An 18741-nucleotide genomic window follows, 5' to 3' on the forward strand; every position below is an offset into this window, starting at 1 on the left:
CTCACCGATGGACGAGGCCCTGATCAGAAGTCTCACGCCGAGCGTGCTCACGATCCTCGTCCGCCGCGGAGCCGACTTCGCGGCGGCCGAGGACGCCGTGCAGGACGCGCTGATCGAGGCGTTCCGCGTCTGGCCGGCGAATCCGCCCGGAGACGCGAAGGGCTGGCTGATCACCGTGGCCTGGCGCAAGTTCCTCGACCAGGCACGGGCGGACACCGCCCGCCGCCGGCGTGAGGACCTCGTCGACGAGGAGCCGGCGCCCGGGCACCCGCCCGACGTGGACGACACGCTCCAGCTCTACTTCCTGTGCGCCCACCCCTCGCTGACACCGTCGTCGGCGGTCGCGCTCACGCTGCGTGCAGTCGGCGGGCTCACCACCCGGCAGATCGCCCGGGCCTACCTCGTGCCCGAGGCGACCATGGCGCAGCGGATCAGCCGCGCCAAGCGCACCGTCTCGGACGTGCGATTCAACCAGCCCGGCGACGTCGCCACCGTGCTGCGCGTCCTCTACCTGGTCTTCAACGAGGGCTACTCCGGCGACGTCGACCTCGCCGCCGAGGCCATCCGGCTCACCCGGCAGCTCGCGGCCGCGATCGACCACCCCGAGGTGGCGGGGCTGCTCGCGCTCATGCTGCTCCACCACGCCCGGCGCGCCGGCCGGACCGCGCCCGACGGCAGCCTGGTGCCGCTCGCCGAGCAGGATCGCGGCCGCTGGGACACCGCGTCGATCGCCGAGGGCGTCGGGATCCTGCAGGCGGCCCTCGCCCGCGACCGGCTGGGCGAGTTCCAGGCCCAGGCCGCCATCGCGGCACTCCACGCGGATGCGCCCACCGCCGAGGAGACCGACTGGGTGCAGATCGTCGAGTGGTACGACGAACTGATCCGCCTGACCGACAGTCCGGTCGTCCGGCTCAACCGCGCGGTGGCCGTGGGGGAGGCCGACGGACCGCGCGCCGGACTCGCGGCGCTCGCGGCACTGGACGACTCACTGCCCCGCCACACCGCGGTGGCGGCATACCTCCACGAACGTGACGGCGCCCAGGAAACGGCGGCCCGCCTGTACACCGAGGCGGCCCGCAAGGCCTCCAACCTCGCCGAACGCGTCTACCTGACCCGCCAAGCGGCCCGCCTCAACGCCGGCCGGCGCCGCTGACGGGCCGCATGCGACAGGTCAGCTCACCGACAACGGCACAGGGTGCACCTCGTCCGCCTTGTGTCCGGCACGCTCGTGAATGCGCTGGACCGCTTCGGCCGAGGGGGCCTCGGAGAGGCAGTAGACGTAACCGGACTCCGGGTCCGCCCAGGCCATTTCGAAGTGGACCTGCTCGTCCTTCTCTATCGCGAGGTCCGCGTTGTGGGCTTCGAGCAGCTGTTCTTCCGTGATGCCCTTCATGCCGCGGTGGACATCCATGAACTTGGCCATGGCCGCGTGCCTCCTTCCCGGCACGGAGCCTGCCCGCGCCGCCTTGCCTCCCTCTCATGCTCCGCCCGTACGGCCACACGGGCGACTCCAAGACCCCAAGACCCCAAGACCCCAAGACCCCAAGACCCCTAGACCTACGTCGGCTCCCACGCCGTAGGGCCCCGGCGAACCGCCGAGGCCCCACAGGTCGTACGAACAACGATGCGCCGGCGTCAGCCGCACTGGCAGGGGCTGCCCGACTGGCACCCGCAGCCGCACCCCGAGCCGCAGCCGCACGCGGCGATCAGGGGCAGGCTCCTGATCTCGGCGGGCTGCTCGGTCTCACGCTGCCGGGCGGGGTCGGGCGTCGTGCTGGGGGATTCGGCCATGGGTCCCTCCTCGAGGCTGGTGCCTGTGCCCATTGGATGCCCGTTCCGCTGGGCGCATCAACGGCGCACTGAGGCGCCCGCGCGCCCCAGCCCATCCCCGGCCGCCCCCGGCCCGTGCCGGGCGCCCGCCCCCGACGCGGCCCGTCAGGCGCTCTCCGCCCCCGAAACCGGCTGGATCTCCGGCTGCGAATCCGCCTGGAGCTCGTCCGCGTGCTCACCCGTCACCAGGTACACCACGCGCTTGGCGACCGACACCGCGTGGTCGGCGAACCGCTCGTAGTAGCGGCCGAGCAGCGTGACGTCCACGGCCGTCTCGATGCCGTGCTTCCAGCGGTCGTCCATCAGGTGCTGGAAGAGGGTGCGGTGCAGCAGGTCCATCTCGTCGTCGTCCTGCTCCAGCTGGAGCGCCAGGTCGACGTCCTTGGTGACGATCACCTCTGCGGCCTTCGCCATCAGGCGCTGCGCGAGCTGGCCCATCTCCAGGATGGTGGCGTGCAGGTCGCTCGGGACCGCGCGGTCCGGGTAGCGCAGGCGGGCGAGCTTCGCCACGTGCTGGGCGAGGTCGCCCGAGCGCTCCAGGTCGGCCGACATCCGCAGCGACGTGACGACGATGCGCAGGTCCGTCGCCACCGGCTGCTGCCGCGCCAGCAGGGCTATGGCCCTCGCCTCCAGCTCGTGCTGGAGTTCGTCGACCCGCTGGTCGGCCTCGATGACGTTCTCGGCCAGCTTCAGGTCGGAGTCGAGCATGGCGGTCGTGGCGCGTCCGATCGCCGACCCGACCAGCCGGGCCATCTCCACCAGACCGTCGCCGATCGAGTCCAGTTCCTCGTGGTACGCGTCCCGCATCAGGCTTTCCCTCTCGTGCGTCTCAGTCGGGGGTCCAAGGGCCGGGGCCCACCGGACAACCGGCGGTACGACCGTCGTACAACCAACGGTCCGAACCCCACGCTCCCACGTTCCGGCCCGTACGCGTCCGTTTCCGTCATCCCAAATGAACCAATACTGGCTCCAAGGTGAACTCTGGGCGACGAGTGTTCGAGCTCGCAGCCCGACGGCTGTGGAGGGTGCCCGAGCCATGCCTAACCTGGGTGCATGGACGTGAACGCGGCGGTCGCCGCAGCGGCAGCGATCACCGGGGTGCTCACCGGTGTCATCGCCATGCTCGCGTTCCGCTGGAGTGAGCGCGAGCAGAAGCGCCCCACCCGTAGCTCCCTGCACACGGACGCGGTGCTTCCGCCGGGCGTGGACACGGTCCTGTCGGTCCTCAGGTCGTCAGCCGTCGTTCTCGACGAGGCGGACGCCGTGGTCAAGGCCAGCTCGGCGGCGTACGCCCTCGGCCTGGTCCGCGGCGGCAAGCTCGCCGTCGAGCCGATGCTGCAGATGGCCCGGGACACCCGGCGGGACGGGGAGATACGCCAGGTCGAGCTGGACCTGCCACGGCGCGGCACCGGACGCGGAGAGGCCCTGGCCGTCTCCGCGCGGGTCGCGCCGCTCGGCTCCCGGCTGGTGCTGCTGCTCGTGGAGGACCTGACCGAGGCCCGCCGCATCGAGGCGGTCCGGCGCGACTTCGTCGCCAACGTGAGCCACGAGCTGAAGACGCCGGTCGGTGCCCTCTCGCTGCTCTCCGAGGCCGTCATGGACGCCTCCGAGGACCCCGAGGCGGTCGAGCGGTTCGCCGGGCGCATGCAGATCGAGGCCACCCGGCTCACCAGCCTGGTACAGGAGCTCATCGACCTCTCGCGGGTGCAGAACGACGATCCGCTGGAGGACGCCGAGCCGGTCCGCGTGGACGAACTCGTCGCCGAGGCCATCGACCGCTGCCGGCACCAGGCCGGCGCCAAAGAGATCACCATGGCCGCGGGTGGCACCGCCGACCTGCACGTATGGGGAAACCGCGGCCAGCTCGCCGCCGCACTCGGCAACCTCGTCGAGAACGCGGTCAACTACTCGCCCGCCCGCACCCGCGTCGGCATAGCGGCCCGCACCGTCAACGCGCCCGGCGGGGACCACATCGAGATCGCCGTGACCGACCAGGGCATCGGCATCTCCGACAAGGACAAGGAGCGCATCTTCGAGCGCTTCTACCGCGTCGACCCGGCCCGCTCCCGTGCCACCGGTGGCACGGGACTGGGACTGGCGATCGTGAAGCACGTGGCCGCCTCGCACGGCGGGGAGGTCACGGTGTGGAGCGCCGAGAACCAGGGCTCCACCTTCACCCTGCGGCTGCCTGAGGCCGGTGCGGCCCGCGACCGCGCACATCAGCAGCCCGCCCGAGAGACACGCGCAGGAGGCGCGGGCCTCGACGTGGAGGCCGGGCGGTCCACCCCCACATCCCCCGAATCAGCAGCGTACGAAACGCTTCCCGCCCCGGAGGTCCTTCCGTGACCCGTGTGCTCGTCGTCGAGGACGAGGAGTCCTTCTCCGACGCCCTGTCGTACATGCTCCGCAAAGAGGGCTTCGAGGTCGCGGTCGCGACCACCGGGCCCGACGGACTGGACGAGTTCGAGCGCAACGGCGCCGACCTCGTCCTCCTCGACCTGATGCTGCCCGGCCTGCCGGGCACCGAGGTGTGCCGCCAGCTGCGCGGCCGTTCCAACGTCCCCGTCATCATGGTGACCGCCAAGGACAGCGAGATCGACAAGGTCGTCGGGCTGGAAATAGGAGCCGACGACTACGTCACCAAGCCGTTCTCCTCGCGCGAGCTGGTCGCCCGCATCCGCGCCGTGCTGCGCCGCAGAGGCGAGCCCGAGGAGGTCACGCCGGCGGCCCTGGAGGCCGGCCCGGTCCGCATGGACGTCGACCGGCACGTGGTCACCGTCGGCGGCACCAAGATCGACCTGCCGCTGAAGGAGTTCGACCTGCTGGAGATGCTGCTGCGCAACGCCGGCCGCGTCCTCACGCGCATGCAGCTGATCGACCGGGTCTGGGGCGCCGACTACGTCGGTGACACCAAGACCCTCGACGTCCACGTCAAGCGCCTGCGCGCCAAGATCGAGCCGGACCCGGGCGCCCCGCGCTACCTGGTGACGGTCCGCGGCCTCGGCTACAAGTTCGAGCCGTAGACCGGCCGCGCACTACGGCAGCACGAAGGGCGGGACCTCTCCTCGGAGAGGTCCCGCCCTTCGTGCTGCGACTGCTCAGTGCCCGGCGCTCGCCGAGGCCGCGTCGGTCGGCGTGCCGGACGCCCCGTGGCCACCCGGCGTCTCACCGCCCGCGGGGCTCTCCGGCGCGCCCGACTCACCCTCGGCGGGAGAACCGGACGGCGAACCGGACGGCGACCCGGACGGCGACGACGAGGCACCCGGCGCGGCCGGAACCTCGGACGGGCCCCACTCGGCGAAGTAGTGCTCGGCGGGGACGACGAACGCGCGCAGGCTCACGGCACCCGTCTTGCTGAAGGTGAAGGTGACCTTCTGGGCGTTGCCGTCCTGCACGGCCTCACGGCTGCTCGGCAGCATCGCCGTGGCGTTGTTCTTGCCGCCCAGGATCAGCGAGCCGCCGGGCGGGATGCTGAGGCTGCTGCCCTTGGCGGGCTTGAGCTCGGCGGTCTTGCCGGTGCCGGGGAGCGTGATGGACTCCAGCGTCTCGGCGCTCTTGCCGGAGTTGAAGAAGGTCGCGGAGATCGCGGCCGGGCCGGTCGACTCGAGGTCGGGCTGCGTGATCACGATCGCGTTCTGGACCTTGATGTCGCCGACGCTCGTGGCCGCGTTGTCCGGCTGGATCTCCAGGGTCTGGGCGTTGTTGCCGGCGCCGCACGCGGCGAGCGAGGCGATCGAGAACGCGGTGACGGCGGCGGCGAGGGCACCGCGTCGAAGGCTGCTGCTCACGGGGCGGCAACTCCTTGACTCGAGCGGAGCGGCCGGAAAAGCCGCCCTAAGTGTCTGTCAGCGGGCCTTAGGTTACCGAGCCGTCCGCGTCCGGCCGCACCCGACCCCCCGGCACGGCTGATCCCGCCTGAGTCGCACATGACCTCGGGTCACATTGGCGTGGTGCTCGTCCGGCATTCACATAAGAGCCCAGGGCGGTGCGGCAAATTTTCCGTGAAGGAATGCGCGGACCACCTCGGAATTGATCATCGGCGGCTCGTCATGGCGCCTCGTGATCAATTCCGGATTCGACCGGAACCCGGCTCGGCCCTCCGAACGGAGTAGCGGAAGTCGATCATACGGAACCGGACATATGGGGATGTTCGGCCGTCTGGGGGGCGCTCCGGATGCGTGTAACGTACGCGTTTCGCTCACCCCGAAGAGCCGCTCCCACCTGCGAATACCTTCTTCCACTCCCTGTCCGAAGCACGTTCCTGTCGGAGTTGTCAAGCCCCGAGATATGCCCTGACCTGCGAAAACGCCATTCAGAACCCGCAGTTTCCGTGTTACCCTGGATAGCCACGGAAGGGGTACCTGTCACATGACGTTCAAGGTTGGCGACACCGTGGTCTATCCCCATCACGGGGCCGCGCTGATCGAGGCTATCGAAACTCGCCAGATCAAAGGCGTGGACAAGACCTACTTGGTGCTGAAGGTCGCCCAGGGCGACCTGACGGTACGTGTGCCAGCGGACAATGCGGAGTTCGTCGGCGTGCGTGATGTGGTCGGTCAGGATGGGCTGGACCGGGTCTTCGAGGTGCTGCGCGCGCCGTACGCCGAGGAGCCCACGAACTGGTCCCGTCGATACAAGGCAAACCTGGAGAAGCTCGCTTCGGGTGACGTCATCAAGGTCGCGGAAGTCGTGCGTGACCTGTGGCGTCGTGAGCGTGAGCGCGGACTCTCCGCTGGTGAGAAGCGCATGCTCGCCAAGGCCCGCCAGATTCTGGTGAGCGAGCTCGCTCTCGCGGAGAACACCAACGAGGACAAGGCCGAGGCTCTGCTCGACGAGGTTCTCGCCTCCTGAGGCGAAGCCCGTCGCTCAGCGCTCTGCTTATCAGCGCGCCTGCACATCGAAATGCCGCGGTGCCCGATGACGAATTCCTGTCGCCGGGCGCTGCGGCATGTTCGTAATCCGACGCCGATGCGCCGTCCCCCCGGGATGTGTTATCACTCACGCCCCGGTGTTTGGCGTGCCGGGCCCGGGCAGCCGGCTCGACCAGCGTCACGGAAGGGTCCGGTCGAGCGCGTCGCGCCCGGCACTCCTCCAGGCCATACCCACGCCAGGCCAGCACACAAACCTGACAGGAACCGATGTCTGACGATTCGCGTCCCTCGCCGTCCGCCGGCCTCTCCGCGGCCCGTACGGCGGCCGTGATCCCGGCCGCCGGCCGTGGTGTCCGGCTCGGCCCGGGAGCCCCCAAGGCGCTCCGCGCGCTGGGCGGCACTCCCATGCTGATCCACGCGGTCCGCGCGATGGCCGCCTCCCGCGCCGTCTCCCTGGTCGTCGTCGTGGCCCCGCCCGAAGGTGCCGCCGAGGTCAAGTCGCTGCTCGACGCGCACGCGTTGCCCGAGCGGACGGACTTCCTCGTCGTCCCGGGCGGGCAGAGTCGCCAGGAGTCCGTGAAACTCGGCCTGGACGCGCTGCCGGCCGGCCACGACATCGTGCTGGTCCACGACGCGGCCCGGCCGCTGGTGCCGGTGGACACGGTCGACGCCGTGATCGAGGCCGTACGGGACGGCGCACCAGCCGTGGTCCCGGCGCTGCCGCTCGCCGACACCGTCAAGCAGGTCGAGCCGGCCGCGGTCCCCGGCGAGCCGGAGCCGGTCGTCGCCACGCCGGAGCGCGCCCTGCTGCGGGCGGTGCAGACCCCGCAGGGCTTCGACCGGGCCACGCTGGTCCGGGCGCACGAGACGGTGACCGGCGACGTCACCGACGACGCCGGCATGGTCGAGCAGCTCGGTCTCACGGTCGTGGCCGTCCCCGGTCACGAGGAGGCGTTCAAGGTCACCCGTCCCCTGGACCTGGTCCTCGCGGAGGCGGTCCTGGCCCGCAGGAGGCTCAACGATGGCTTCTGAGGCATCTGATCTCCGGCTGCCGCCGGGTGGGATCCCGCTTCCCCAGGTGGGCATCGGCACCGACATCCACGCCTTCGAGGAAGGCCGCGAGCTGTGGTGCGCCGGCCTGAAGTGGGAGGGCGAGGGCCCCGGCCTGGCCGGCCACTCCGACGCGGACGTCGTCGCCCACGCCGCCTGCAACGCCCTCTTCTCCGCCGCCGGGCTCGGCGACCTCGGGCAGCACTTCGGCACGGGCCGCCCCGAGTGGTCGGGCGCCTCCGGAGTCACCCTGCTGACGGAGGCCGCACGCATCGTGCGCGAGGCCGGTTTCCGCATCGGCAACATCGCCGTACAGGTGGTGGGTCCCCGCCCGAAGATCGGCAAGCGCAGGGACGAGGCGCAGAAACTCCTGTCGGAGGCGGCCGGAGCCCCGGTGTCGGTGTCGGGCGCGACGACGGACGGGCTCGGCTTCCCCGGCCGGGAGGAAGGACTGATGGCGGTGGCCACCGCGCTGGTCGTGCGCGCCGCCTGAGAGCAAGCGTTCGGGGCGTTCCCGTTGCCAATGTCACGAATATGTGCGCCCCGAGGGGAAGGTCCTGAGGCACACCCCGGGGCCCACTACCCTGGAGTGGTGACTATTCGCCTGTACGACACCAGCGCCCGGCAGATCCGTGACTTCTCCCCGCTCCAGCCGGGTTGCGTCTCGATCTACCTGTGTGGTGCCACCGTGCAGGCCGCCCCGCACATCGGGCACATTCGGTCCGGGCTGAACTTCGACATCATGCGCCGCTGGTTCGAGTACCGCGGCTACGACGTCACGTTCGTGCGGAACGTGACGGACATCGACGACAAGATCATCGCCAAGTCGGCCGACCAGAACCGCCCCTGGTGGGCCATCGGCTACGAGAACGAGCGCGCGTTCAACGACGGCTACCACGCCCTCGGTTGCCTGCCCCCGACGTACGAGCCCCGGGCCACCGGCCACATCACCGAGATGATCGAGATGATGCGCGGCCTCATCGAGCGCGGGCACGCCTACGTCGCGGACGGCAGCGTCTACTTCGACGTCCGCTCGTTCCCCGAGTACCTGGCGCTGTCCAACCAGGACATCGACGACCTGCGCCAGCCCGACGAGGGCGTCTCGGGCAAGCGCGACCCGCGTGACTTCGCCATGTGGAAGGCCACCAAGCCCGGTGAGCCCGACTGGGAGACGCCCTGGGGCCGAGGCCGTCCCGGCTGGCACCTGGAGTGCTCGGCGATGGCGCACAAGTACCTCGGGACCGCCTTCGACATCCACGGCGGCGGCCTCGACCTGGTCTTCCCGCACCACGAGAACGAGATCGCCCAGGCCAAGGCCTACGGCGACGAGTTCGCCCGGTACTGGGTGCACAACGCCTGGGTCACCATGAGCGGCGAGAAGATGTCCAAGTCGCTCGGCAACTCGGTCCTGGTCAGCGAGATGGTCAAGCGCTGGCGCCCCATCGTGCTGCGCTACTACCTCGGCACCCCGCACTACCGCTCGATGATCGAGTACAGCGAGGAGGCGCTGCGCGAGGCCGAGTCGGCGTTCGCGCGGATCGAGGGCTTCGTGCAGCGCGTGGTGGAGAAGGCCGGCGCCGTCGAGCCCGCCGCCGAGGTGCCGCTCGCCTTCGCCGAGGCGATGGACGACGACCTGGGCGTGCCGCAGGCGCTCGCCGTGGTGCACACCACCGTCCGGCAGGGCAACAGCGCGCTGGCCGCCGACGACAAGGAAGCCGCCGTGGCCCGGCTCGCCGAGGTCCGCGCGATGCTCGGCGTGCTCGGCCTCGACCCGCTGGACCCCCAGTGGGCCGGGGAGGGCGACCGGGGAGAGGACCTGCACGGCGTGGTCGACTCGCTGGTCCGCATGGTCCTCGACCAGCGCGAGGCCGCCCGGGCCCGCAAGGACTGGCCCACCGCGGACGCCATCCGCGACCAGCTGGGGCAGTCCGGCCTGGTGATCGAGGACGGCCCGCAGGGGCCGCGCTGGAGCCTCGGCCCTCGCTGAGACGAGCCCCACGGGCTGATCGACTGTGCCGCCCGGGCCTCCGGGCGGCACACTGCATAGACGGAACAGACATACACAGCCGTACGGACGCAGTCGTACGTACGCATCACCTCACGGAGACGAGTAGCTCAATGGCCGCGAACAACCGCCGCATGTCCGGCAAGAAGGGCGCGCAGGTCGGCAGTGGCGGCCAGCGGCGCCGGGGCCTGGAAGGCAAGGGCCCCACCCCGCCCGCCGAGATGCGCAAGGGGCACAAGAAGAACCGCGTCGCCAACGCCAAGGCGAAGCAGGCCGTGCGCCGGCCCACGGTGCGCGGCCGCGGCGGCAAGGGCACGTCCGAGCTGGTCGTCGGACGCAACCCGGTCCTGGAGGCGCTGCGCGGGGGCGTCCCGGCGTCCACGCTCTACGTCCAGCAGTTCATCGACAACGACGAGCGGGTGCGCGAGGCCCTCCAGGTCGCCGCCGAGCGCGGCGGGATCAACCTCATGGAGGCCCCGCGTCCCGAGCTGGACCGGATGACCAACGGTCTCAACCACCAGGGCATGGTGCTCCAGGTCCCGCCGTACGAGTACGCCCACCCCGAGGACCTGGCGTCCGCCGCCTACGACGAGGGTGTGGACCCGCTGATCGTCGCCCTCGACGGCGTCACCGACCCGCGCAACCTCGGCGCGGTCGTCCGCTCCGTCTCCGCCTTCGGCGGTCACGGCGTGGTCGTCCCCGAGCGCCGCGCGGCCGGTATGTCGGCCGGTGCCTGGAAGACGTCCGCCGGTACGGCGGCCCGCACCCCGGTCGCCCGCGCCACCAACCTCACGCGGGCCCTGGAGGCCTACAAGAAGGCCGGCATCACGGTCGTCGGCCTGGCCGCCGACGGCGAGTCCGAGGTCGGCGAGCTTCCGGCGCTGGACGGCCCGGTCGTCATCGTCGTCGGCAGCGAGGGCAAGGGGCTGTCCCGGCTGGTCGGGGAGACCTGCGACCACCGGGTGCGGATCCCGATGCCGGGCGGCGCCGAGTCGCTCAACGCCGGTGTGGCGGCGGGGATCGTGCTGTACGAGGCGGCTCGCCGACGCCGCTGAACAGGCGTCCGGAACTTCACCCGTACGGGGTAATTCCGGTGTCATTGGGGCGACGAGGACAAGCTTGACGGGGTCCGGACAGATCCGGCGGGTCAAAGCAGTGTCCTAACCCGACGTCACTCGGTTAGATGAGTGTGGACACCAGAACACCCCGCACACCCACGGGGGACCGCTCGTCGGGACTCGACGACGCTCCCGCGCTGAGCATGGTGAAGGTGCCGAGCGACCCGGCGCAGGTCATCGTCAATCACGCGAGCTTCCGCGTGCAGTTGGGCGTATCGACGCGTCGCGTCCAGTCCCCCCGGGTCGCACGGCATCTGACCGCCACCGAGGACACCGCCCGCATCCCCCACGCGGGGAGCGAGGCGGACGGGGCCACCGCCCGTCGCCGGCCCGTCGTCTGGAGCGGCAGATCAGCCCCCGACGACACCGGCGCGCACCGGCTCCTGCAGGCCGTGCGGCACGAGAGCGTCCGCCACGCCGACGAGCCCGTCTCCGACACCGGAGCCACCCAGGTCATCTCCCGCGTGGGCCCGGGCTACGACAGCCCCGGGTACCAGGGCGCGGGCTACGGCGGCGGCTACGAGGACGACCTCGCCCAGACCGTCGAGACCCCCGTCGTCGGCCCCCAGCGCACCCACGAGCCCGCCGACGGCACCCGGCTCCTGCCGCCCATGCGCACCGTCGGCAGCGCCTACGACGAACCGGCCTACGAGGACGACGAGTTCGAGGACTCCGCCACCGACGCGGACGACACCGGGCGCCGGGCCAAGCGGCACGGCGACGACCCGGCCCGGCACGCCTACTACCCGGGCCGCCGGATGAACCTCGGCGTCGTCCTGCTCCCGCTGCGCGTCTTCCTCGGCTTCATCTCCGTCTACGCCGGCATGGGCAAGCTGTGCGACCCCGTGTACTTCGAAGGCGGCAAGCGCGGCTCCATGGTCAAGTGGCTCAACACCCTGCATCCGTGGGAAGTCGCCGAGCCGCTGCGCCAGTTCGCCCTCGAGCACCCGGTCGGCGCCGGCCTGGTCATCGCCTTCGCACAGGTCATCGTCGGCGTCCTGACGGTGCTGGGCTGCTGGCAGCGCGTCGCCGCGTGTCTGGGTGCCCTGCTGTCGGCCGCGCTGCTGGTCACGGTCAGCTGGAAGAGCGTCCCGGCCTACGAGACCCCGGACATCATCTACCTCGCCGCGTGGTCCCCGCTGATCATCGCCGGCGCCCCCGTCTACTCCGTCGACGGCCGGCTGGCCGGCAGCGCCTGGCGCCGTCTCGGCCCCCGCGCCGACATCTGGGACCTGCGCCGCTACGTGCTGCGTCGCGGCGCCCTCGTCACCGCCATCGCCACCGGCCTCACCCTGCTCGTCGGCTCGCTGCTCGGCGGCGCCGTCCGCGACGCCGACCGGGTCGTCGTCCCGGGCCCCGGCGAGGCCCCGCGCAACGAGCTGCCCGGCTCCCCGCTCCCGGGTGAGCCCGGCAAGCGGCAGGACAAGCGGACCCCGTCGGCCTCCTCCTCGCCCACCCAGGGCGCCACGGCCGGCTCCGCGAGCCCGAGCGCGGGCACCACGACCCGGCCGGACGCCACCCGGGACACCGGCACCGTCACCGGCGGCGCCCCCAGCCAGACCCAGGGCACCGCGGGTCAGGCCCCGCCCCAGCAGTCCACCCCGGAGAACCAGGCCCCCAGCACCACGACCGGCCCCACCTCCGGCGGCACGGCGACGGGCGGCGCGGGCTCGACGGGCGGTGCGGGCAGCGGCGGCGGCTCCTCCTCCACCGGCCGCCCGGGCCTGGTGGGCGGCCTCCTGGGCTAGCGGCCGACCCGAACGGCAGAAGGCCCCGCACCAGGGAGGTGCGGGGCCTTTTCACGCGTGGGGGAGGAACGGGCTTCAGGGGGCGCGGGGAACTGCGCGACAAGCCACAACGAGCGGTCAGCCGCCGCCCGGAAGCCACCAGCCGAGCTCTCAGTGCCCCAACGCCATCAGCTCCTCGACGAACGTCAGGCCCCTCGCCGACCGGCGCGACCGGCGGAGCCATCAGCGCCCCAACGCCGCCAGTTCCTTCGCCGCCTCGGTCAGGTCCTTGGCCGTGTCGATGGCCCGCCAGTACGACCCCTGGGGGATCGTGAACCCGGCCAGCCGCCGCTCACGGGCCAGATGCGGAAACGTCGTCCGCTCGTGGTCTCCCCGGTGCGGCAACAGCCCGGCGAACTCAGGGGAGAAGACGTACACGCCGGCGTTGATCTCGAAGGTCGACGGCGGCGCCTCGATGAAGTCGGTGATACGCCCGAACCCGTCGGTCTGCACCGCCCCCCAGGGCAGCCGGGGCCGTGCCAGCGCCAGCGTCGCCGTGGCGTCCCGCTCGGCATGGAAGTCGGCCATGTCGCGCAGCGAGAACCGCGTCCAGATGTCGCCGTTCGTCGCGTACCAGGGCTGGTCCGGGTGGGGGAGATGGGCCGCGGCGTACTTGAGACCGCCGCCGCGCCCGAGCGGCTCCGGCTCGACGACCGTCGTGACGGAGACGGGCAACTCGGCCGTCTCCAGCCACTTCTGCAGCACCTCGGCGAGATGGCCGCAGGAGACCACGACGTCCGTCACACCCTCGTCGGCGAGCCAGGACAGCTGATGGCCGATGATCGGCGTCCCCGTCCCGGGGATCTCGACCATCGGCTTGGGCCGGTCGTCGGTGTACGGACGCAGCCGGGAGCCCTGGCCACCGGCCAGAACGACGGCTTGAACGGGGCGGGACGCGGCGCTCGGATCGCTCATGAGAACGAACTGTACGTGGCGTCCCGCCCGGGGATTGCGGCTGACGAAAGTTCCCGCGTCAGCCGTCAGGGACTTCCCACCCGGTGGCAGGGCGGTGCGCTCAGCTGTGCGCGGCGGCGACGCCGGTGGCGAAGGAGGTGTCGCAGACCGGGCGGGCGTAGGACTGGGCGCGGGTCGGGCCGTAGACCCGGACGGCGGCCTGGCCGAGGGCGCGGGCGATGGACGCGCAGTGCTTCGCCAGCGACGGGCGGCCGTTGACGGCCTGCTGGAGGTGGGTGAGGGCGACGCCCGGGTTCTCCTCCTGCAGTTCGGTCAGCAGCTTGTCGCGCAGGACGTCCTGGGGGGCGCGCTTGGCGGCCCGTGGGGTGCCCACGGAGGTGTCCGCGGCGGTGAGCACCGGGTCGGTGGAGTTCCCCGACCAGTTGACTCGGGTGACCGCGAGGGTCCCGGAGAGCACCAGGACGACGGGCAGGACGAAAGCGAGGGTGCGGCCGATCCGGCGGGCGGGGCCCCGGCCGCGTCGCGTCTGTTGGTTCATGGAGTGCTTCACGCGTGTGAGGGTAGCGCCCGGTAGTGGTTTGTAGACATTTAGTCACCGGTTCGGGGGATGAGAGAGTGCCACTTTCCGGGTAGGGCGTTGACGCACAAAGCTCGAAACGTCCGGTCTGCCGGGGTATTTGTCGACAACGAAGAGGGCCCCGCAGCACGCTGCGGGGCCCTCTTCGTCAACTTGGGTGAATCACCCGGGGTTGTGCGTTCGCCGGTTGATCAGTCGGACAGGCGCGCACCGGTCGACGTCGAGAACACGTGGGTCTCGCCGGAGCGGGGCACGATGTGCAGCTGGCTGCCCTTCTCCGGGACGTCACGGCCGTTGACGCGGACGACGAGGTCCATGGAGTCGTCGCCGACCTTGGCGGTGCCGTAGACGTAGGCGTCGGCGCCGAGCTCCTCGACGACGTTCACGGTGACCGCGAGGCCCTGCTCGGCGTCCGAGACCTCGAAGTGCTCGGGGCGGACGCCGACGGTGACGGTCTTGTCGGTGGCGGCGGCGATCGCGTCGCGCTGCACCGGCACGACCGACTTGCCGAACTTCACGCCGCCGTCGGTGATCGGCACCTCGACGAGGTTCATCGCCGGGGAGCCGATGAAGCCGGCCACGAAGAGGTTGGCGGGCCTGTCGTACATGTTGCGCGGGGTGTCGATCTGCTGGAGCAGACCGTCCTTGAGGACCGCCACACGGTCGCCCATCGTCATGGCCTCGACCTGGTCGTGGGTGACGTAGACGGTGGTGATGCCCAGGCGGCGCTGGAGCGAGGCGATCTGCGTACGCGTGGAGACACGGAGCTTGGCGTCCAGGTTGGACAGCGGCTCGTCCATGAGGAACACCTGGGGCTCACGCACGATGGCGCGGCCCATGGCGACACGCTGGCGCTGACCGCCGGAGAGGGCCTTCGGCTTGCGGTCCAGGTACTCGGTGAGGTCGAGGATCTTCGCGGCCTCTTCGACCTTCTGCCGGATCTCCGCCTTGTTGACGCCGGCGATCTTGAGCGCGAAGCCCATGTTGTCGGCGACGGTCATGTGCGGGTAGAGCGCGTAGTTCTGGAACACCATGGCGATGTCCCGGTCCTTCGGCGGCAGGTGCGTGACGTCGCGGTCGCCGATGCGGATGGCGCCGCCGTTGACGTCCTCGAGCCCCGCGAGCATGCGGAGCGAGGTGGACTTGCCGCAGCCGGAGGGGCCGACGAGGACGAGGAACTCGCCGTCCTCGATGTCGATCTCCAGCGCGTCGACGGCGGGCTTGGTGGAACCCGGGTAGATCCGGGTCGCCTTGTCGAACGAGACAGTGGCCATGGTGAATGAACCCCTTCTACCGGCAGGAACGTGCCGGACGATCCGAGTAGGAAGGCGGTGCCACGACGGTGGTTCCGTTGTGGTGTAGTCCACACGCGTGAACTGGCTCAGGACGGTACCTGGCGTTCACACGTCTGTCAGTAGTTCCGGGCCTGTGAACTTCGCGGAAATTTTCGAAGCGGCACCTCTTGGCTGTCCGTACCGGCTCACGGCTCTCCGTACCGGTTCGCCAGCACCGCCACCGCCCGGGCGACGGCCTGCCGGAGGGCGGGAGGGCCGAGCACCTCCGCCTCCGTGCCGAGCCGGAGCAGATCGCCCACGGCCACCGCCTCCGACTCGACGGTGAGCTCCACCTCCACCCAGCCGTCCCCGTCGGGCGGGCCCGCGCTGTCGAGAGCCCGCACGCCTGCCGCGCCGAACTGCATCGGCAGCAGCAGCCGCCCGCGGGGCGAGATCCGCAGCCGGGCGGTGCCCTGGTGCAGGGCGGCCTCCAGGCGCCGGGAGGACTCGGCCCAGTAGGCGGCCAGGTCGAACCCCGTGGGACGCTCGAAGATCTCCCCCGTGTCCTCCACGGCCAGCACGCGCGACACCCGGTAGGTCCGCACGGCCTCCTCCGCCAGGGCGGCCAGGTACCAGATGCCGCCCTTCAGGACGAGCCCCAGCGGCCGCACCTCCCGGCGCACCTCGCCGCGCCACCGCCGGTAGTGCAGCCGCAGCACCCGCCGATCCCACACGGCCGCGGCCACCGCCTCCAGACACGGCACCGGGTCGGCCTCCCGGAACCACGCCGGCGCGTCGAGATGGAAGCGCTCCTGGACCCGCCGCGCCTGCCTGGACAACTCCGCCGGCAGGGCCGCCTGGACCTTCAGCTGGGCGCTGGCCAGCACCGCCCCCAGCCCCAGGTCCCGTGCCGGGCCGGGCATCCCGGCGAGGAACAGCGAACCGGCCTCGGCGTCGGTCAGGCCGGTCAGCCGCGTCCGATACCCGTCGACCAGCCGGTAACCGCCCTCGGGCCCCCGGTCCGCACACACCGGCACACCGGCCGCCCCCAGCGCCTCGACGTCCCGGTAGACCGTCCGCACCGACACCTCCAGCTCGGCGGCGAGCTCGGGCGCGGTCATCCGCCCGCGGTTCTGGAGCAGCAGGAGCAGGGAGAGGAGCCGGTCGGCGCGCATGGGGGCCATTGTCGCGGCGTACGTCCACGTACCTGACAGGAGATGTCAGGTACGGCGTCGAGGCTGGTCACAGACATCCGGCCCACCGAGAGGACCACCCATGCCCGGCCCCCGCACCACCACCGGTCACTTCACCTTCGCCGACTGGCAGGAACGCGTGATCGGCCCCGGCGAGGACGCGAACCCCCGCCTCGCCCACGCCTCCGTCCGCAACACCTTCACCGGCGGCATCGAGGCGACCGGCACGCACTGCGAGTACTCGATCGTCTACGTCACCGCGAAGACCGGCTCCTTCGCCGGCATGGAACTCCTCACCGGCCGCGTCGACGGCCGTGAGGGGAGCTTCGCGGTCGAGGAGCGGGGGCGGTTCGACGAGGACGGAACCGTGCACTGCACCTTCGAGGTGGTGCCGGGCTCGGGGAGCGGCCGGCTGACCGGCCTGAAGGGCAAGGGCGCCTTCACCGCACGGCACGGTGAGACGGCTGTGGCGTACCGCTTCGAGTACGAGACGCCGTGACCCCACCCCGAACGGAACGTCGTGGCTCGGCGTAACGGGCTCTGTGTACAGTGGAGCCGCCCTCGCGCGCGGTCACGCGGTGCACGGGTCCCGCCTCCTTAGCTCAGCTGGCCAGAGCAACGCACTTGTAATGCGTAGGTCGTCGGTTCGAATCCGACAGGGGGCTCTGGTGAACCCCAGGTCGGATGCTGTCTGACCTGGGGTTTTGTCGTCAGCGGATACGGCGGCGGCGCCGTGCGCGGGCCGCGCGGGTGTCGGCGGTCTCAGTTCTGGTCTCAGTGGGGCCCGGATCTGCGGTGGTGGGCGCGGGCACGAAGAACTCGCCCATCCGTCGCATGGCGTCCTTGGACAGGTGGGATCGGCCCTTCACGTATCGCCGGGTCTGGCTGATCTGGGTGTGCCGGAGGATCTCCATGATCGTGGGCATGTCCACGCCCAACTCGTTCAGGATGGTGCCAGCGGTGTGGCGGCTGCCGGCGTACAGGCGGCGGTCATCGATCCCGGCCTCCTTGAGCAGCTCCTTGAATTCCTCGTAGTCGGCGCGCGGGTCGAGCGGGCGCCCGTCCGGCCGCGAGAACACGACGTCGTGCTCCTGCCACAGTTCGCCGGCGGCGGCCCGCAGCTCCTCTTGCCCGGCCTTGTGCTCGCGCAGGGAGGGGATGAACACGGGCGGGATCGGGACGGCGTTCCGGCTCTTCTTGGTCTTCGGGCGGGTGAAGACGAGCCCGCCTTCCTTTCGCTGCGGGCAGGCGCTCGCGTGCCTCGTGCAGGTCTTGGGGCACGGCTTCGGGCAGCCTCGCTTGTAGCTCTTGTGCCGGGCGCATCCGGCGGGGCACGACTCGAAGCGGTGCAGGCGTGCCCCGCAGGCGTGCGGGTCGGCGCAGCCGTGCCGCCACGTGAGGCGCTGAGCTGCCACTCGGGTCGGAACAGCTCCGCCTCCAGGTCGACGTACGACCAGCGCAGGCCGAGCGTCTCGCCCTGCCGGAACCCCATGCCGACGCCGACGATCCACCGCATGAACGTGGGTCGCTTCGACGCGGCTTCCAGGAAGGCCTTGGCCTCCTCCTTGGTGAAGAGGTTGGCCTCGATCTCGTCGATGCTCGGCGGGTCCACGAGCGTGGCCACGTTCTCGCCGACGATGCGGCGCCGGTGGGCAATCTTCAGGGCCCGGGACAGGATCCGGTGCACCTTCACGACGTGCGAGGGAGCGTGGCCGGCGTCGAGCATGGCCCGGTACATCCGCTCCAGGTGCTCGGGCTGAAGCTTGTCGATGCGGTGCTGGCCGACGCCGGGGATGATGTCGTTGCGGGTCTTCGACCAGTAGTCATCGAGCGAGCGCGGCTTAAGCTTCAGGCTCGCAATGTCGGTGAGGTAGGTCGCCATCCACTGCGCGACGGTGGGCTTTCGCCCCGCGGTGGTCGCGCGTCCCTGGTCACGCAGCCGCTCCAGCTCCCGGACCTTGCGGCGAACCTCCGCCTTGGTCTTGGCGCGGCGGTGCCGGCGGTCGGGGCTGCCGTCGTTCTTCACGCCCATCGTGACGCGTCCGTGCCACCAGCCGTCCGCACCGAAGTAGATGGTCGATTCCATGTTGGGCTTGCGGGGCTCATGTGCTCCTCCATGCA

The 18741-nt window shown here is 71.1% G+C and carries 18 protein-coding genes, 1 tRNA gene and 1 pseudogene; 11 read left to right on the forward strand and 9 right to left on the reverse strand.

All coding sequences use genetic code 11. The features are described 5' to 3' along the window. Nucleotides 1–7 precede the first annotated feature (7 nt). Nucleotides 8–1153, forward strand: a complete 1146-nt coding sequence (locus AB0G20_RS17195) for a DUF6596 domain-containing protein (protein ID WP_361302561.1) — start codon at nt 8–10, stop codon at nt 1151–1153. A gap of 18 nt (nt 1154–1171) precedes the next feature. Here AB0G20_RS17195 and AB0G20_RS17200 read toward each other — a convergent pair whose 3' ends face one another. The 3 genes from AB0G20_RS17200 to phoU form a co-directional block, all read right to left on the reverse strand. Further along, complete coding sequence (locus AB0G20_RS17200) at nt 1172–1423, reverse strand: SCO4226 family nickel-binding protein (RefSeq protein ID WP_361302564.1); 252 nt, start codon at nt 1421–1423, stop codon at nt 1172–1174. Between the two features lie 212 nt (nt 1424–1635). Then, the gene (locus AB0G20_RS17205; RefSeq protein WP_167345925.1) at nt 1636–1791 is read right to left on the reverse strand and encodes a hypothetical protein; all 156 of its coding nucleotides are present in this window, start codon (nt 1789–1791) and stop codon (nt 1636–1638) included. 144 nt (nt 1792–1935) lie between these two features. Further along, on the reverse strand, nt 1936–2637 hold the full coding sequence (phoU, locus tag AB0G20_RS17210) for a phosphate signaling complex protein PhoU (protein WP_361302567.1): 702 nt from the start codon (nt 2635–2637) through the stop codon (nt 1936–1938). A 246-nt stretch (nt 2638–2883) separates the two neighbouring features. Here phoU and AB0G20_RS17215 point away from each other — a divergent pair, with 246 nt between their 5' ends. Together AB0G20_RS17215 and AB0G20_RS17220 are read left to right on the forward strand one after the other, a co-directional pair. Beyond that, on the forward strand, nt 2884–4176 hold the full coding sequence (locus tag AB0G20_RS17215) for an ATP-binding protein (RefSeq protein ID WP_361302570.1): 1293 nt from the start codon (nt 2884–2886) through the stop codon (nt 4174–4176). After that, on the forward strand, nt 4173–4853 hold the full coding sequence (locus tag AB0G20_RS17220; protein WP_030243122.1) for a response regulator transcription factor: 681 nt from the start codon (nt 4173–4175) through the stop codon (nt 4851–4853). Before AB0G20_RS17215 ends, AB0G20_RS17220 begins: the two co-directional genes overlap by 4 nt. 75 nt (nt 4854–4928) lie before the next feature. Here the strand turns inward: AB0G20_RS17220 and AB0G20_RS17225 are convergent, their stop codons facing one another. Next, nucleotides 4929–5618, reverse strand: a complete 690-nt coding sequence (locus tag AB0G20_RS17225; protein WP_361302573.1) for a DUF461 domain-containing protein — start codon at nt 5616–5618, stop codon at nt 4929–4931. 580 nt (nt 5619–6198) lie between these two features. On the opposite strand from AB0G20_RS17225, the gene AB0G20_RS17230 reads away from it, so the two are divergent. From AB0G20_RS17230 to AB0G20_RS17255, 6 genes are all read left to right on the forward strand, one after another. Then, nucleotides 6199–6681 (forward strand): CarD family transcriptional regulator, encoded by a 483-nt coding sequence (locus tag AB0G20_RS17230; protein ID WP_003953493.1) that lies wholly within the window; start codon nt 6199–6201, stop codon nt 6679–6681. Nucleotides 6682–6968: 287 nt separating this feature from the next. Beyond that, nucleotides 6969–7733, forward strand: a complete 765-nt coding sequence (gene ispD, locus AB0G20_RS17235; RefSeq protein WP_361302576.1) for a 2-C-methyl-D-erythritol 4-phosphate cytidylyltransferase — start codon at nt 6969–6971, stop codon at nt 7731–7733. Further along, the gene (ispF, locus tag AB0G20_RS17240; protein WP_361302579.1) at nt 7723–8244 is read left to right on the forward strand and encodes a 2-C-methyl-D-erythritol 2,4-cyclodiphosphate synthase; all 522 of its coding nucleotides are present in this window, start codon (nt 7723–7725) and stop codon (nt 8242–8244) included. Before ispD ends, ispF begins: the two co-directional genes overlap by 11 nt. A 99-nt stretch (nt 8245–8343) precedes the next feature. Then, nucleotides 8344–9738, forward strand: a complete 1395-nt coding sequence (gene cysS / locus AB0G20_RS17245; protein WP_361302582.1) for a cysteine--tRNA ligase — start codon at nt 8344–8346, stop codon at nt 9736–9738. A gap of 131 nt (nt 9739–9869) precedes the next feature. Then, the gene (rlmB, locus tag AB0G20_RS17250) at nt 9870–10811 is read left to right on the forward strand and encodes a 23S rRNA (guanosine(2251)-2'-O)-methyltransferase RlmB (RefSeq protein WP_361302585.1); all 942 of its coding nucleotides are present in this window, start codon (nt 9870–9872) and stop codon (nt 10809–10811) included. A 128-nt stretch (nt 10812–10939) separates the two neighbouring features. Then, nucleotides 10940–12622, forward strand: coding sequence for a DoxX family membrane protein (locus AB0G20_RS17255; protein ID WP_361302588.1), 1683 nt, complete (start codon nt 10940–10942; stop codon nt 12620–12622). Nucleotides 12623–12844: 222 nt separating this feature from the next. Here AB0G20_RS17255 and AB0G20_RS17260 read toward each other — a convergent pair whose 3' ends face one another. From AB0G20_RS17260 to AB0G20_RS17275, 4 genes are all read right to left on the reverse strand, one after another. Beyond that, nucleotides 12845–13576: a nucleotidyltransferase family protein gene (locus AB0G20_RS17260; protein ID WP_361302591.1), complete on the reverse strand. Its 732-nt coding sequence runs from the start codon at nt 13574–13576 to the stop codon at nt 12845–12847. 100 nt (nt 13577–13676) lie between these two features. Next, nucleotides 13677–14126 (reverse strand): hypothetical protein, encoded by a 450-nt coding sequence (locus tag AB0G20_RS17265; RefSeq protein ID WP_361302594.1) that lies wholly within the window; start codon nt 14124–14126, stop codon nt 13677–13679. A gap of 218 nt (nt 14127–14344) precedes the next feature. Beyond that, a complete protein-coding gene (gene ugpC / locus AB0G20_RS17270) occupies nt 14345–15427 on the reverse strand; it encodes a sn-glycerol-3-phosphate ABC transporter ATP-binding protein UgpC (RefSeq protein ID WP_361302597.1) in 1083 nt (360 codons plus the stop codon). Between the two features lie 206 nt (nt 15428–15633). Further along, nucleotides 15634–16602 carry a WYL domain-containing protein gene (locus tag AB0G20_RS17275; RefSeq protein WP_361302600.1) on the reverse strand — a complete coding sequence of 323 codons (969 nt, stop codon included), beginning with the start codon at nt 16600–16602 and terminating at the stop codon, nt 15634–15636. A 100-nt stretch (nt 16603–16702) separates the two neighbouring features. Here AB0G20_RS17275 and AB0G20_RS17280 point away from each other — a divergent pair, with 100 nt between their 5' ends. Further along, nucleotides 16703–17119, forward strand: a complete 417-nt coding sequence (locus AB0G20_RS17280; RefSeq protein WP_361302603.1) for a DUF3224 domain-containing protein — start codon at nt 16703–16705, stop codon at nt 17117–17119. A gap of 92 nt (nt 17120–17211) precedes the next feature. Continuing rightward, nucleotides 17212–17285, forward strand: a tRNA-Thr gene (locus AB0G20_RS17285). 45 nt (nt 17286–17330) lie between these two features. Here the strand turns inward: AB0G20_RS17285 and AB0G20_RS17290 are convergent. Next, a pseudogene (locus AB0G20_RS17290) lies at nt 17331–18706 on the reverse strand (tyrosine-type recombinase/integrase). Nucleotides 18707–18741 lie beyond the last annotated feature (35 nt).

The sequence above is a fragment of the Streptomyces sp. NPDC024017 genome, assembly GCF_040638895.1.
Taxonomy (GTDB): Bacteria; Actinomycetota; Actinomycetes; order Streptomycetales; family Streptomycetaceae; genus Streptomyces.

Bases quoted from the DNA above. Each gene is read 5' to 3' on its own strand.
- ispF (WP_361302579.1), top strand. From the start codon at position 7,723: ATGGCTTCTGAGGCATCTGATCTCCGGCTGCCGCCGGGTGGGATCCCG.
- rlmB (WP_361302585.1), top strand. From the start codon at position 9,870: ATGGCCGCGAACAACCGCCGCATGTCCGGCAAGAAGGGCGCGCAGGTC.
- ugpC (WP_361302597.1), bottom strand. From the start codon at position 15,427: ATGGCCACTGTCTCGTTCGACAAGGCGACCCGGATCTACCCGGGTTCC.
- AB0G20_RS17280 (WP_361302603.1), top strand. From the start codon at position 16,703: ATGCCCGGCCCCCGCACCACCACCGGTCACTTCACCTTCGCCGACTGG.
- AB0G20_RS17195 (WP_361302561.1), top strand. From the start codon at position 8: ATGGACGAGGCCCTGATCAGAAGTCTCACGCCGAGCGTGCTCACGATC.
- phoU (WP_361302567.1), bottom strand. From the start codon at position 2,637: ATGCGGGACGCGTACCACGAGGAACTGGACTCGATCGGCGACGGTCTG.
- AB0G20_RS17260 (WP_361302591.1), bottom strand. From the start codon at position 13,576: ATGAGCGATCCGAGCGCCGCGTCCCGCCCCGTTCAAGCCGTCGTTCTG.
- AB0G20_RS17275 (WP_361302600.1), bottom strand. From the start codon at position 16,602: ATGCGCGCCGACCGGCTCCTCTCCCTGCTCCTGCTGCTCCAGAACCGC.
- AB0G20_RS17205 (WP_167345925.1), bottom strand. From the start codon at position 1,791: ATGGCCGAATCCCCCAGCACGACGCCCGACCCCGCCCGGCAGCGTGAG.
- AB0G20_RS17230 (WP_003953493.1), top strand. From the start codon at position 6,199: ATGACGTTCAAGGTTGGCGACACCGTGGTCTATCCCCATCACGGGGCC.
- AB0G20_RS17255 (WP_361302588.1), top strand. From the start codon at position 10,940: ATGAGTGTGGACACCAGAACACCCCGCACACCCACGGGGGACCGCTCG.
- AB0G20_RS17215 (WP_361302570.1), top strand. From the start codon at position 2,884: ATGGACGTGAACGCGGCGGTCGCCGCAGCGGCAGCGATCACCGGGGTG.
- ispD (WP_361302576.1), top strand. From the start codon at position 6,969: ATGTCTGACGATTCGCGTCCCTCGCCGTCCGCCGGCCTCTCCGCGGCC.
- AB0G20_RS17200 (WP_361302564.1), bottom strand. From the start codon at position 1,423: ATGGCCAAGTTCATGGATGTCCACCGCGGCATGAAGGGCATCACGGAA.